At 77.5% G+C, this 13,604-nt stretch carries 13 protein-coding genes; 6 read left to right on the top strand and 7 right to left on the bottom strand.

Annotation, left to right across the window (positions count from 1 at the left end):
• Positions 1 to 128 precede the first annotated feature (128 nt).
• Entirely contained in the window at positions 129 to 755 is a 627-nt protein-coding gene (locus tag ACI8AD_RS15535; RefSeq protein ID WP_456871417.1) for a LysE/ArgO family amino acid transporter, read from the bottom strand.
• 76 nt (positions 756 to 831) lie between these two features.
• Here ACI8AD_RS15535 and ACI8AD_RS15530 point away from each other — a divergent pair, with 76 nt between their 5' ends.
• Positions 832 to 1,713 (top strand): LysR family transcriptional regulator ArgP, encoded by an 882-nt coding sequence (locus ACI8AD_RS15530; protein ID WP_456871416.1) that lies wholly within the window; start codon positions 832 to 834, stop codon positions 1,711 to 1,713.
• Here ACI8AD_RS15530 and ACI8AD_RS15525 read toward each other — a convergent pair.
• The 4 genes from ACI8AD_RS15525 to ACI8AD_RS15510 are packed head-to-tail and all read right to left on the bottom strand — an operon-like array spanning position 1,710 to position 6,298.
• On the bottom strand, positions 1,710 to 2,579 hold the full coding sequence (locus tag ACI8AD_RS15525; protein WP_456871415.1) for an oxygenase MpaB family protein: 870 nt from the start codon (positions 2,577 to 2,579) through the stop codon (positions 1,710 to 1,712). The genes ACI8AD_RS15530 and ACI8AD_RS15525 overlap by 4 nt on opposite strands.
• Positions 2,576 to 3,481: an alpha/beta fold hydrolase gene (locus tag ACI8AD_RS15520; protein WP_456871414.1), complete on the bottom strand. Its 906-nt coding sequence runs from the start codon at positions 3,479 to 3,481 to the stop codon at positions 2,576 to 2,578. Before ACI8AD_RS15520 ends, ACI8AD_RS15525 begins: the two co-directional genes overlap by 4 nt.
• Positions 3,482 to 3,529: 48 nt before the next feature.
• Positions 3,530 to 4,714, bottom strand: a complete 1,185-nt coding sequence (locus tag ACI8AD_RS15515; RefSeq protein ID WP_456871413.1) for an outer membrane protein assembly factor BamB family protein — start codon at positions 4,712 to 4,714, stop codon at positions 3,530 to 3,532.
• Between the two features lie 48 nt (positions 4,715 to 4,762).
• Entirely contained in the window at positions 4,763 to 6,298 is a 1,536-nt protein-coding gene (locus ACI8AD_RS15510) for a DEAD/DEAH box helicase (protein WP_456871420.1), read from the bottom strand.
• Between the two features lie 537 nt (positions 6,299 to 6,835).
• Here ACI8AD_RS15510 and ACI8AD_RS15505 point away from each other — a divergent pair.
• Complete coding sequence (locus ACI8AD_RS15505; protein ID WP_456871412.1) at positions 6,836 to 7,486, top strand: ferritin-like fold-containing protein; 651 nt, start codon at positions 6,836 to 6,838, stop codon at positions 7,484 to 7,486.
• A 113-nt stretch (positions 7,487 to 7,599) separates the two neighbouring features.
• Here the strand turns inward: ACI8AD_RS15505 and ACI8AD_RS15500 are convergent, their stop codons facing one another.
• Both ACI8AD_RS15500 and ACI8AD_RS15495 read right to left on the bottom strand, forming a co-directional pair.
• Positions 7,600 to 7,836 carry a DUF3107 domain-containing protein gene (locus ACI8AD_RS15500; protein WP_089402287.1) on the bottom strand — a complete coding sequence of 79 codons (237 nt, stop codon included), beginning with the start codon at positions 7,834 to 7,836 and terminating at the stop codon, positions 7,600 to 7,602.
• A 110-nt stretch (positions 7,837 to 7,946) separates the two neighbouring features.
• Positions 7,947 to 8,588, bottom strand: coding sequence for a TetR/AcrR family transcriptional regulator (locus ACI8AD_RS15495; protein ID WP_456871411.1), 642 nt, complete (start codon positions 8,586 to 8,588; stop codon positions 7,947 to 7,949).
• A 68-nt stretch (positions 8,589 to 8,656) separates the two neighbouring features.
• Here ACI8AD_RS15495 and ACI8AD_RS15490 point away from each other — a divergent pair, with 68 nt between their 5' ends.
• From ACI8AD_RS15490 to ACI8AD_RS15475, 4 genes are all read left to right on the top strand, one after another.
• The gene (locus ACI8AD_RS15490) at positions 8,657 to 9,745 is read left to right on the top strand and encodes an alpha/beta fold hydrolase (protein WP_456871410.1); all 1,089 of its coding nucleotides are present in this window, start codon (positions 8,657 to 8,659) and stop codon (positions 9,743 to 9,745) included.
• 261 nt (positions 9,746 to 10,006) lie between these two features.
• Complete coding sequence (locus tag ACI8AD_RS15485) at positions 10,007 to 10,921, top strand: DUF3152 domain-containing protein (RefSeq protein ID WP_456871409.1); 915 nt, start codon at positions 10,007 to 10,009, stop codon at positions 10,919 to 10,921.
• A 115-nt stretch (positions 10,922 to 11,036) separates the two neighbouring features.
• Positions 11,037 to 11,945 (top strand): ABC transporter ATP-binding protein, encoded by a 909-nt coding sequence (locus ACI8AD_RS15480; protein ID WP_456871408.1) that lies wholly within the window; start codon positions 11,037 to 11,039, stop codon positions 11,943 to 11,945.
• Positions 11,942 to 13,582 (top strand): hypothetical protein, encoded by a 1,641-nt coding sequence (locus ACI8AD_RS15475; protein WP_456871407.1) that lies wholly within the window; start codon positions 11,942 to 11,944, stop codon positions 13,580 to 13,582. Before ACI8AD_RS15480 ends, ACI8AD_RS15475 begins: the two co-directional genes overlap by 4 nt.
• Positions 13,583 to 13,604: the final 22 nt, after the last annotated feature.

Here is a 13,604-nt window from a genome sequence, read left to right as displayed (position 1 = left end):
GACCTCCGGTGTCGTGGCAGTGGTCGCCTTCAGCAGCTCCACTCCACGCCCGGAGGTCCTCCCTCACAAGATCCGTCAACTAGATCCCGTGGTCACACGCTCCCGACCAACGTTTCCGGTCAGTACATCTAGCTCCCGCGGACGCCCTGCACGACGAGCGACACCGCCAGCAGCAGCATGACGACCGCGATGACCGCGTCGAGCACCCGCCACGCCACCGGGCGGGCGAAGACCGGCCGCAGCAGCCGGGCCCCGTACCCGAGGGCGAGGAACCAGACGGCGCTGCCCAGCGCGGCGCCCCCGGCGAACCACCACCGCAGCCGGCCCCAGGTGCCGGCCAGCGACCCCAGCAGCACCACGGTGTCGAGGTAGACGTGCGGGTTGAGCCAGGTGAGCGCCAGGCAGGTGGTCAGCGTGACCGCGAGCCCGGCGCGGCGCCCGCTCGCGTCGGGGACCAGGGCCGCCGTCCCGGCCGCGCGGCGGGCGGCGAGCAGGCCGTAGGCCGCGAGGAACGCCGCCCCGGCGAAGCACACGACGGTGAGCAGCCCGGGCACCCGGCTGACCAGCGTGCCCGCCCCGGCGGTTCCCGCGGCGATGAGCACCGCGTCGGAGACCAGGCACACCGCGACGACGGCGGCCACGTGCTCGGTGCGCAGCCCCTGCCGCAGCACGAAGGCGTTCTGCGCGCCGATCGCGACGATGAGCGAGAGGCCGAGGCCCAGACCGGAGACGGCGGCGAGGAGAGCGGGGGACACGACGGCGACGCTAGGCACCGACGGCGGAAAGCGCGCTCAACGATCCTGCAGGATCTGTAGCTGGTCTGATGGTGCGGTGGACCTCGACCTCGGCCAGCTGCGCGCCCTGGAGGCGACCGTCACCGCCGGCACCCTGGACGGCGCGGCGCGGGCGCTGCACGTCACGCCCAGCGCCATCAGCCAGCGGCTCCGGGCCCTGGAGACGGCGACCGGCCGCGTGCTGCTGGTGCGCAGCAAGCCGGTCCGGGTCACCGACTCCGGAGAGGCGGTGCTGCGGCTCGCCCGCCAGGTGGCGCTGCTCACCGCCGACGTCACCCGCGAGCTGGTCGGGGACGTCGAGCAGGGGCCGGTCGCCCTGCCGATCGCGGTCAACGCCGACTCGCTGGCCACCTGGGTGCTGCCGGCCCTGGCCCCGCTCGCCGGGGAGGTCACCTTCGACCTGCACCGCGAGGACCAGGAGCGCACCGCGGCGCTGCTGCGGGAGGGGCGGGTGACCGCGGCGATCACCGGGGACGCCGAGCCGGTCCCGGGCTGCACCGTCACCCGGCTGGGCAGCATGCGCTACCGGCCCGTGGCGACGGCGGCCTGCACCCGGCGGTGGTTCGCCGACGGGGTCACGGCCGCGGCGCTGGCCCGGGCGCCGGTCGTGGTCTTCGACCGCACCGACGACCTGCAGTACCGCTACCTGCGCTCCCGCGGGGTCGACGAGCGCACGCCGCCGGTGCACCACGTGCCCGCCTCGGCCGACTACGTGACCGCGATCCGGCTGGGGTTCGGCTGGGGGATGCTCCCGGCGCAGCAGGAGCCGCCCGGGGAGCTCGTCGACCTCGACCCGGCCGGCGCGGTCGACGTCGTCCTGCACTGGCAGCAGTGGAAGCTGCGCTCGCCGACGCTGGACCGGGTCGCCGCGGCGGTGCTCGCGGCGGCGCGGCGCACCCTCGACCAGCCCGGCGGCTAGGCGCCCAGCGCCGTCGGCGACGCCGTCCGCTCGAACCCGGCGCGCACGATCGGCGACCGGCGGGTCCGCTCGGGCAGCGCGAGCACGCCGGTGCGGAACGCCCGCAGCGCCGCCGTCGCGGCGACGTCGGTGACCGGCAGGCCCGGCAGGGAGGCGAGCCGGCGCGCCCACGGCGGCAGGGTGGCCACCGCCAGCGACGCCAGCGACCCCCACGCCGGCCGGGCGGGGGTCAGCACCTGCACCCAGCGCGGCATCGGCGGCAACGCGATGAACCGCCACGCGTCGCGGGCGTCGGGGGTCAGGGCCAGCACCGGGCGCAGCCGCTCGAAGTACGCCGCGAGGTCGGCGACCGAGGCAGGCACGTCGGCGGCGTCGACGCCGATCAGCTCGGCGGCCACCACCTGCTCGGCCACGTAGCGGTCGGCCTCGGCGGGCGTGACGACGCCGGCGCGACGGGCGACGTCGAGCAGCGAGTCGACCTGGCAGGCGTGCACCCACAGCAGCAGGTCGGCGTCGTCGACCCGGTACGCGCGGCCGGTCGTCGCCTCCGTGCCGCCGAGCCGCCGGTGCATCCCGCGCACCCGGCGGACCTGCCGGATGGCCTCCCGGCGGGTGCCGAAGGTCAGCGTGTCCACGTACTCGGCGGTGCGGGTCAGCCGCTGCCACGGTGACTCGCGGAACACCGAGTTGCGGGCGACGCCGTCCATCGCCACGGGGTGCAGGGCCTGCAGCAGCAGCGCCCGCAGCCCGCCGACGCTGTAGACGGGGTCGGCGTGCACCCGCCAGGTGACGCTGTCGGGGCCGAAGAAGCCGAGCCGGTCCTCCTCCGGCGTCCAGTCCCGCGCGGAGGGCCGCGTCCGGCTCACAGCGAGGTCCAGAAGCCCTCGAGCGCGTCCAGCGTGCGCAGGGGGTTCTCGACGGCGGGGGAGTGGATGGCCTGCGGGACCACCTCGTGGCGGGCACCCAGCCGCCGCGCCATGTCGGCCTGGTCGGCGGGGGACCAGGCGTCGTCGGCCTCGCCGTGGGCGACCAGCACCGGGACGCCGGTGGCGGCCAGCTCGGCCACCCGGTCGGGCTCGGTGGTCATCGCCGCGGCCATGCCGCGCAGCCCGGCGGCGCTGTTGGCGAGGAAGCGGTGGGCGTAGAAGCGGCGGGTCGGCGCAGGCACGGCCAGCGCGCGCTCGTCGGTCATGGCCAGCTGCTCGAGCGTGGCCTGCACCAGCGCGACGCCGCCCTGGTCCAGCAGCGGACCGAGGTGCTCCAGCAGCGCCACGCGCGGGCCGGTGAGGGCGGCCGGCCCGGAGCCGAGCAGCGTCAGCGACCGGAACGCGGCCGGGTCGGCGAGGACGGCGGCGCGGCCGACCAGACCGCCGAAGCTGTGCCCGACCAGGTGCGGGACGCCGGTCTCCCCGCGCAGCAGGTGCGCCACGGCGACGACGTCGGCGGCGAGCTCGGCGACGGTGTAGGCGGCGGGGTCGTCGGGCCCGGGGGACTCGTACTGACCGCGCTGGTCGATCGCCACCACCCGGTAGCCGCGGCCGGCCAGCGGCGCCAGCAGCGGCGCGAAGTCCTCCTTGCTGCCGGTGTAACCCGGGACCAGCAGGACCGTGCCGCGGGGTCCCTCCCCGCCGGTGTCGAGCGCGGCGAGCGGACCGGCCCGGCCCGGGAGGGTCCGCGGGGTGGCGTCGTGGTCGGCCAGCTGCCGCAGGTCGTCGGAGGGGACGGCGAGGGTGACCGACGGCGGCGCGGGGTTCCCGGGCAGGACCATGCGCCCAGTCAACCTCCGCTCCGGCCTCCCCGCAGCGAGGTCCTCCGATCAGGAGAAGGCGAGCACCCGGTCGGGCAGCCGGTACACCAGCACCGGTCCCACGACGGAGGTCTGCCCGCCGGGGTCCAGCCCGCCGTCGACGGCCGCGCGGCCGGTCTCGGCGCCGGTGGCGAGGTCGCGCAGCACGAAGCCGCCGGACTCGGGCACCCACACGGCGCCGGACGCGGCCGTGCCGGCGTCGCCGCTCGGCAGCCCCTGCGCGGGCAGCTGCCAGCGCGCCTGCCCGGTCGCCCCGTCCAGCGCCCACAGGGTGCCGCGGGCCCACACCAGCGCGAGGTCGCCCGCGCCGCCCTGCAGCAGCGGCTCGGTGGCCGGGTCGCCGTCGGTGGCCGGCAGCGGCAGCTGCTGGAGCAGGCTCCCGTCGGCGGGGGAGTGCACCAGCAGGTCATCCCCGGTGGCGACGGTGACGAGACGGTCGGTGCCGACGAGCCGGACCGGGGCGCCCTCGGGGACGGCGAGGTCGCGGGTCCACCGCGGCTGGCCGGAGAACGGGTCGAACAGCCGCAGCTGCACCGCCGCCGTCCCGGGGCAGCGCTGCAGCAGGGCGACCCCGGCGCTGCCGACGTCGGTGGCGGCGATCCGGCAGCCCTCGCCCGCCGCGACCCGCCAGCGGACGTTGTCGCCCACCGGGTCGAGCACGACGATCCCGGTGGGGCTGCCGGCGAGCACGACCTGCTCGGTGCCGGCGATCGTGGCGTCACCGCGCAGGCTGAGGTTGCGCGTCCACTGGCGCACCCCCGTGGCGGCGTCGAGCGCCAGCGCCTCGTCGCAGCGGTCGGCGGTGCGGAAGACGGCGACGACCAGCCCGTCGACGGCGGTGAGGCCGCAGAGCCGGGCGTCGGCCCGCCGGTAGTGCCAGGCCTCGTCCCCGGTGACGGCGTCGACGGCGGTCAGGCCGCGCTCGTCGGGCACCACGACCCGCCCGCTCTCCACGACCCGGCGCGGCAGCCCGGCGTCGGCGGCCACCGACCACGCCTGCGTCAGCTCGCCGGCGGGCGCGGCGTCAGGGACCTGCGACGGCGCGGCGGTGGTGCTGTCGGTGGCCGCGACGCTGGACCCCCGCCAGAGCAGGACGGCGACCAGCGCCAGCGCGAGCGTGGCCGCCGTCCAGACCCAGATCCGCAGCGGCGGGGTGCGCCGCCGTGGTGACGTGCTGGAACGGCCACCCTCCACGGGCCCGCGCCGAGCGTGCGAGGCGAGGGGTGGAGGGTGGTCCGTCATTCAGGCGGCGGACTCGGAGTCGCCGCCGTCGCCGCCGGCGTCGGGACCGGCGCCCTGGGCGGAGCGGCCCGAGCCGCGGCGGGAGCCACCGCGACGGCGGCGACGACGCCGCGGGGCGCCCTCGCCGGCGGGCTCGCCCGCGGTGTCGGCGGTGCCGGGCTCGGCCGTGCCCGCCTCGGCGCCGGCCTCGGGGGAGACCGTCGCGTCGACGGACTCACCGCCGCGGGTGCGGCGGCGGGAGCGCGAGCGGGCCGGGCGGTCGCCGCCCTCGCGGGCGGAGTCGCGGGAGGGCTCGCGGGCCGGGCCGCGGCCGGCGCCCGTCGTCTTCTTCCCGGTCTCGCCGAGGTCCTCGAGCACCTCGGCGTCGAGGCCCTCGCGGGTGCGCTGGGCGCGCGGCAGCCGGCCGGTGGCGCCCTCGGGGACGTCGAGGTCGGTGTAGACCCACGGCGAGGTGGAGTAGGTCTCCGGCGGGTCCACGAACGGCAGGTCCAGCGCCTTGTTGATCAGCTGCCAGCGCGGGATGTCGTCCCAGTCGACCAGCGTGACGGCGACGCCCTCGCGCCCGGCACGGCCGGTGCGGCCGATCCGGTGCACGTAGGTCTTCTCGTCCTCGGGGCACTGGTAGTTGACGACGTGGCTGACGCCGGTGACGTCGATGCCGCGGGCGGCGACGTCGGTGGCGACCAGGACGTCGACCTTGCCGCTGCGGAACGCGCGCAGCGCCTGCTCGCGGGCGCCCTGGCCGAGGTCGCCGTGCACCGCGGCGGCGGCGAACCCGCGGTCGACGAGCTCGTCGGCGACCTTCTGGGCGGTGCGCTTGGTGCGGCAGAAGACCATCGCCAGGCCGCGACCGCGGGCCTGCAGCACCCGGGCGAGCAGCTCGGGCTTGTCGAGGTTGTGCGCCCGGTACACGAACTGCGTCGTCTGCGGGACGGTCGAGCCCTCGTCGTTGCCGTGCGCGCGGATGTGCGTCGGCTGGGTCATGAACGACCGCGACAGCGTGACGATCGGGCCGGGCATGGTGGCCGAGAACAGCATCGTCTGCCGCTTCGCCGGGACCATGCCGAGGATCCGCTCGATGTCGGGCAGGAAGCCCAGGTCGAGCATCTCGTCGGCCTCGTCGAGGACCAGCACGCCGACCTTGCCCAGGACCAGGTGGCCCTGCTCGGCGAGGTCGAGCAGCCGGCCGGGCGTGCCGACGACGACCTCGACGCCGGCCTGCAGTGCTGCGACCTGCGGCTCGAACGCGCGGCCGCCGTAGATGGCCTGCACGCGGATGCCGCGCTTCTTCCCGGCGGTGGCGAGGTCGCGGGCGACCTGCACGCACAGCTCACGGGTGGGGACGACGACCAGCGCCTGCGGGACGCCGTCGCCGCCCTCGGCCGGCGGGACGACCCGCTGCAGCAGCGGGACGCCGAAGCCGAGGGTCTTGCCGGTGCCGGTGCGGGCCTGGCCGATGAGGTCGTTGCCGGCCAGCGCCAGCGGGAGGGTGAGCTCCTGGATGGCGAAGGTCCGGGTGATGCCGACCTCGGCCAGCGCCGCGACGACGTCGGGGTGGACGTCGAAGTCGCTGAACAGCGGTGCGGTCTCCTCGACGGGGGCGCCGCCGAGGGCCTCGACGGTCTGCTCGACCTGCTCGGGGGCCGGCGCGCCGGTCTCGGCGTGCTCTAGCTCGGGGGTGGTGGGGGTGCTCTCGGTGGGGGGGTTCTCGGTGGAGGTCAGTGCTCTCGCCTCTGGTCGGCTGGGGGAGCGGCCGGCGGGCGACGACGGCGTCGTCCGGGCGCTCCGCGGTCGGGTGTCGCGGGATGCGTGTCCAGCGCCGACGCGGCCAGCGGACCGGGGTTCGATCTGCTCCCGGGCGACGGCCCGGTGTGCCCGGTCACGGGCTCCGCGGGCGTCTGCGGGCGATCGTCAGCGCACAGATACCAGCGAACCTGGCGGCTCGCCTGTTCCCATGGTAGCGCGGGCAGCGGTTAGCCTCTGTCGCCGCGCGGGGCGACCCGCTCCCTGTCCGGCCCCGCGGCGGGCGTTCCGGCCGGTGTCCGCCGGTCCCGATCCCGCTCGGAGGTGCCCGTGACCGCGGCCGACAGCCGTGCCGTCGTCGACCTGCTCGGTGTGCTCGCCTACGCCGAGCTGACGGCGTTCGACCGGCTGGCCGAGGACGCCCGGCTGGCGCCGACGCTCGAGGGCCGGGCGGCGCTGGCCCGGATGGCGGCCGCCGAGATGGGCCACCACGACCGGCTCGCGGCGCGGCTGCGGCAGCTGGGCGCCGACCCCGCCGTCGCGATGGCCCCGTTCGTGCCGGCCCTCGACGGCTTCCACGAGGGCACCCGGCCGCGGACCTGGCTGGAGGGCCTGGTGAAGGCCTACGTCGGGGACGGGCTGGCGGCCGACTTCTACCGCGAGATCGCCGGTTTCCTGCCCGAGCCGGACCGCTCGCTGATCCTCGAGGTGCTCGCCGACACCGGGCACGCGGAGTTCGCCGTCCGCGAGGTGCGTGCCGCCCTGCGCTCGCAGCGCGCGCTGGCCGGGCGGCTGGCCCTGTGGGGGCGGCGGCTGGTCGGGGAGGCGATCTCGCAGTCGCAGGCGGTCATCGCCGAACGCGAGGGGCTGGCGCAGCTGATCATGGAGGGGACCGGTGACCTCACCGGCATCGCCCGGCTGGTCGACCGGATCACCGCCGCGCACACCGAGCGGATGCGCACCCTCGGCCTGAAGCCCTGAGACGACGACGGGGCGCCCCCGCGGTGCGGGGACGCCCCGGTCGGGGTGCGGTCGGCCCCTCTGCAGGGTCCCGCCGCGAGCTCGCGAGCGGTGGGGGGCAGAGGGGTCCGTCGTCAGGCGCCGGCGACGAAGCCCACGCGGCGCTGGTCGGCCTGGGCGATCTCGACGTAGGCGATCCGGTCGACCGGGACGAGGACGCGGCGGCCCCGCTCGTCCTCGAGGGTCAACAGCCCGTCCTTGGTGCCGCCGGACATGGCGGAGGCCACGTCGGCAGCGATCTCGTCGGGGGTCTTCGGGCTGTCGACGACCAGCTCCCGGGGGGAGTGCTGGACACCGATCTTGACTTCCACTCGGGATGCCTCCTCGGGTTGCACGGCTGCCGTCCACGCTAGTCCAGCGCGGGTGGGCAGGCCCCGTCGCGGAGGTGCGCCGTCAGCGAACGAGTCGACGGCGAGCGGGCTCAGCCCGCGGCCGGGTCGCCCTCGACCAGCGGGAAGCGGGAGATCCCGCGCCAGGCCAGCGACGCCATGAGCGACACCGCCTCGTCGCGGGACACCGTGCCCTTCTGCGCCAGCCACCAGCGGGCGCTGGCCTCGGCCAGGCCGGTCAGCCCGGAGGCCAGCAGGTGCGCCTGCTGCGGGGAGCTGCCGGTGTCGCCGGCGATGACCTCGGCGATCGCCTCGACGCAGGCCCGGTTGCCGCGGTCGACCAGCGCCCGGACGTCCTCGTCGTTGCGCAGGTCGGACTCGAAGACCAGCCGGAAGGCGCCGCCCTCGGCGTCGACGAAGTCGAAGTAGGCGCCCACCGCGCCGTGGACCCGCTGCCGGTTGTCCTCGGTGTCGGCCATGGCCTCGCGCAGCCGCTCGCTGAGCTCGGTGACCTGCTGCTCGAGCAGCGCCAGGTACAGCTCCCGCTTGCCGGGGAAGTGCTGGTAGAGCACCGGCTTGCTGACGCCGGCGCGGTCGGCGATGTCGTCCATCGCCGCGGCGTGGAAGCCCTGCGCGACGAAGACCTCCTGCGCCGCCTGCAGCAGCTGCAGCCGCCGGGCGCCGCGCGGCAGCCGCGAGGTGCGGCGGACGGGGACCGGACGGGAGGGCTGCATGGCGCCGGGGATGTTACCGGCGGGTCACCCGGCACACGCGGCGCGGCTGCCTGATCTACCGTCGCCGGGTGCCCGAGGCCTCCCGAGCGCGCCGCCGCCGGACCCCCGCGCCCCCGGCCGTGGCGCCGTCGTCCACCGCGCGGCTGTCCACGGCGGACCTGACCGTCCCGCCATCCCCTCCGCCGGCCTGGCCGGGCGCGGAGGTGCCGGTCACCGGCGGCGCGGTGTTCGCGCGCACCACGCCCTTCGCCGGCCCCCCGGACGCCCCGCGCGAGCGGGCGCTGTACGTGCACGGGCTGGGCGGCGCCTCGACCAACTGGACCGACCTGGCCGGGCTGCTGGCGGTGCGCTGCGAGGGCTGGGCCCTGGACCTGCCCGGCTTCGGCCGCTCCCGGCCGCCGTCGTCGGGCTCCTACTCCGTCCGTGGCCACGTGCGCGCGGTCGTCGACGTCCTCGAGCACGTCGTGGCGCAGCCCGGACCGGGGCAGGGCCGCCCGGTGCACCTGCTCGGCAACAGCCTCGGCGGGCTGGTCAGCCTGCTCGCCGCCGCCCGGCGCCCGGACCTGGTGGCCACGCTCACGCTGGTCTCGCCGGCCATGCCGGTCTACCGGGTGCCGCAGGCCCTCGGCCGGGCGCTGCTGCTCCTGCTGCTCCCCGGCGTGCCCACCCTCGCCGAGCGACGGCTGGCCCGCGTCCCGCCCGAGCAGACGGTGCGCGGCGTGCTCGCGGTGTGCTTCGGCGAGCCCGCCCGGGTGCCGCGCGAGCGGCTCGACGCCGCCGTCGAGGAGGCCCGCGAGCGCGCGGCGCAGACCTGGGCCAACCGGTCGCTGGCGCTGAGCATGCGCGGCCTGATCACCTCCTACCTGCGCGTCGGGCGGGCCAACGCCTGGCGGCTGGCCCGGTCCCTGCGGGTGCCGACGCTGGTGGTGTGGGGCGACCGCGACCGGCTCGTCGACCCCCGCCTGGCGCCCCGGCTGGCCGCCGCCGTGCCCGGCGCGCGGCTGCTGGTGCTCGAGACGGTCGGACACGTGGCGATGCTCGAGGCGCCCGAGGAGACCGCGCGGGCGGTGCTCGGCCTGCTCGAGGACACCGGCGGCGACACCCGGCAGGACGCCGGCGGCGGGACCCCGGACCCGGCGCGGGCCCGGGCCGGCTGAGCGCCGCACCCGACGCGCCCTCCTCCGGGACACGCCGGGCGGGCCCGGAGGACGTGAGAGCCTGGCTCCCGGACGTGCGCGAGCCGCCACCCGGGGCACCGCGCGATGCGACGACGACCGCGAGGAGGCGGCACCGTGACAGGTCTGCCGCCCGGTCCTCGCTCCGGTCCTCGTCCTGCTCCTCGTCCCGGTGCCCGTCCCGCCCCGCCACCCCGGCCGGGCCCGCATCCTGCCCGCCACCGGCCGCCGGTCCCGCCGCCGGTGCCCCCGTCGGGACGCCGTCCGCGGTCCCCCGAGGTCGACGACCGCCTCTCCGCGGGCCGCCCGCCCGACGCGCGCCCGCCCGCTGCCCGCCGGTCGCGGCCGGGCCGGCTGCGACGGTTCGTCGCCCGCCACGGGTGGCGCGCCTACGCCATCCCGCTGCTGACCGTGGCCACCGTCCTCGCGCTGGTCGACGTCGTCTCCGCCGGACGGGCCACCTCCTCGGCCGCCGGGCAGGCGTCCGCGCCGGCGGAGGGGGCGCCGGCGTCGACCGCCGCGGAGTCGACCCCGCCGACCCCGGACCCGACGCCCTCGCCGGTCGCACCGGCCGAGGGCGACGTCGGACCGACCGGGCTCCCGCCGACCCCGGCGACCGGGACCTACGTCGAGCAGGGTGCGGGCAGCGTGAGCGTCGTGCCCGGCTCGTCGGCCGTCTACGGCAGCGGACCGCTGCAGCGGTTCGTCGTCGAGGTCGAGGACGGCATCGGCGTCGACGGCGCGGCCTTCGCCGCCGCGGTGGAGGCCACCCTCGGCGACCCGCGCTCGTGGGGCAGCGGCGGGCGGATGTCCTTCCAGCGCGTGGACAGCACCGACCCCGACGGCTACGAGTTCCGGGTCAGCCTGGTCAGCCCCGGCAGCATGGAGCGCTACTGCCCGGGCGTGGGCACCGGCGGCTACACCTCCTGCCGGTACGGCGAGCGCGCGGTGATCAACCTGGCCCGCTGGGAGACCGCCGTCCCGCACTACGACGGCGACGTCGCCACCTACCGCCAGTACGTGGTCAACCACGAGGTCGGCCACGCGCTCGGCAACGGCCACCAGCCCTGCCCGGGCCCGGGACAGCCCGCGCCGGTCATGCAGCAGCAGACGCTGCGCCTGGACGGCTGCACGAGGAACGCCTGGCCGTTCCCCTGACCCGTCGCGGTGACGAAGGACCCCCTCCGGGCGGACCCGCGGCCCTGGGAGCCACCGCGGTGGGCGCGGGAGCCTGACCGGCAGTCGTGATCCCGACGGCTCCGATCGGAGTGCCATGGCCCCGTCCGCCGCGCCCGCCGTCCTCCTCGACTCCCTGGGCAAGCGCTTCGGCGCCACCGAGGCGGTCGTCGACCTCTCCCTCGCCGTCCCCGCCGGCGAGGTCTTCGGCTTCCTCGGGCCCAACGGGGCGGGGAAGTCGACCACCATCCGCCTGCTGCTGGGGCTGCTGCGGCCGACCACCGGCCGCGCGGAGGTCTTCGGCGACGCGGCCGACGACGTCGAGCGGGCGCACCGCCACCTCGCGTACGTGCCGGCCGACGTCGCCCTCTGGCCGGGGCTCACCGGCCGCGAGTGCCTCGAGCTGCTCGCCGGTGTGGGGCCGGGCACCGACCCGGCCTACCGCGACGAGCTGGTCGAGCGCTTCGGTCTGGACCCCGGCAAGCGGGCGCGCGCCTACTCGACGGGCAACCGGCAGAAGGTCGCGCTGGTCGCCGCGTTCGCCACGCGGGCGCCCCTGCTGGTGCTCGACGAGCCGACCAGCGGGCTGGACCCGCTCGTCGAGCGGGAGTTCCGGCGCTGCATCGCCGAGGCCGCCGGACGCGGGCAGACGGTGTTCCTCAGCTCGCACCAGCTCGCCGAGGTGGAGGCGGTCTGCACGCGGGTGGGCATCCTGCGGGCGGGCCGGCTGGTCGAGGTGGCGGGGCTGGAGGACCTGCGCCGGCTGCGCCGCTCCGAGGTGACCGTCGAGCTCGCCCGTCCCGCGCCCGGCCTCGAGCGGATCGCCGGGCTGCCCGGGGTCGCCGACGTCCGCTGGACGACGCCGGTGCAGCTCACCCTGGCGCTGACCGGCCCGCCCCGTGCCGTGCTGCGGGCCCTGGGCGAGGTCGACGTCGTGCGGCTCGACGTCCGGGAGCCCTCCCTGGAGGAGATCTTCCTCGACTACTACGGGCGGGCCGCGGCGTGACCACCCGCACGCCCTCGCGGACCGCCGCCGCCGCGCGGCCGGGTGCGCCGGCCTCCCCGGGCACCGCCGTCCGCCGCCTGGCGGTCCGCCAGGTGCGGCGGGGGACGCTCGTCGTCGCGCTGCTGTGCGGTGGGCTGACCGCGTTCGTCGCGCAGCAGTACGAGCAGACCCTCAGTGGCGCGGTCGGGGTCGACTCGCTGGCCGCGCTCGCCGACAACCCGGCGATCCGCACCCTGTTCGGCCCGGCGCTGGCCCTCGACGACCCCGGCGGGTTCACCGTGTGGCGCACCGGCACCGTCGCGGCCGTCCTGGCGGGGGTGTGGGCGGCGCTGGCCGGCACGCGGGTCACCCGGGGCGAGGAGGAGGCCGGCCGGGCCGACCTGCTGCTGGCCGGCCGGGTCCGTCCGGCCGCCCTCGTGCGCACCGCGCTCGGCGTCCTGCTCGCCGCCGGCGCCGTCGTCGGTGCCGCCGTGGTCGCGGGGATGCTGGCCGCCGGCACCGCGGCGACGGGGGCGGTCCTGTTCGGCGCGCTGGTCGGCGGCACCGCCATGGCCGGCGGCGCGCTGGGCGTGCTGGCCGGGCAGCTGGTGACCGAGCGCCGCTCGGCCTCGGGGCTCGCCGTCGCCGTCCTGCTCGCCGGCCTGCTGGCCCGCATGGTCGGCGACGGGGTGGCGTCCCTGTCGTGGCTGCAGTGGCTGAGCCCGTTCGGGCTGCTCGGCCGGGTCGCCCCCTACGCCGCCGACCGGGTGGCGCCGCTGCTGGTGCTCGCGGTCCTGGTGGCCGTGCCGGCCGTCCTGGCCGCCGTCCTCGCCGGGGGCCGGGACGTGGGCAGCGGCCGGTGGCGGGGCCGGGACCGGGCCCGCACCTCCAGCCGGCTGCTGCGGTCGCTGCCCGGCTTCGCCGTGCACCGGGTCCGCCGGCCGACGCTGACCTGGTCGCTGGGCGTGGGCGCCTACTACCTGCTCATCGGCCTGCTGGCCACCGCGATGCTCGACTTCCTGCGGGACAACCCGGTCTTCGCGGACCTGGCGGCCGACGCCGGCTTCGCCCGGCTGGCGTCGGTCGAGGGCTACGCGGCCTCGCTGTTCGGCCTGCTCGCGGTGCCGGTCGGCGCGTTCGCCGCCGCGCGGGTCGCCGCCGTGGCCGGCGACGAGACGGCGTCGCGGCTGACGCTGCTGTACTCCCGGCCGGTCGGGCGGGTGCGCTGGGCGGGCTGGGAGGTCGCGGCGGTCGCCGCCGGCACCGTCGTCGTGGCCGCGGTCGGGGGGCTGGCCACCTGGGCGGGGGCGTCCTGGGTGGACGCCGGGCTCGGCCTCGGGAGCGCCCTCGGCGGCGCGCTGTCGGTGGTCCCGGTGGCGCTGCTGTGCCTCGGTGCCGCGCTGCTGGCGCTGGGCTGGTTCCCCCAGGCGGTGCTGGCCGTCGGCGTCCTGCCCGCCGCCGGGGGGTACCTGCTGCTGGTGCTGGCCGACAGCTTCGGCTGGCCGTCCTGGGTGCGCGGGCTCTCCCCGTTCGCGCACCTGGCGGCGGTGCCCGCCGACCCGCTCGACGTCGCCGGCCTCGTCGGGATGCTGGTCGTCGCGCTCGCACTCGCGGCCGCGGGTCTCGCGGGGTACGCCCGCCGGGACCTGCGCGGCTGAGGCGCCCGCCGGGGCTCGCGGA

The organism is Geodermatophilus sp. SYSU D00766 (assembly GCF_054049915.1).
Note: the sequence above shows the minus strand (reverse complement) of the source record. Positions and strands in the feature narration are given on the sequence as shown.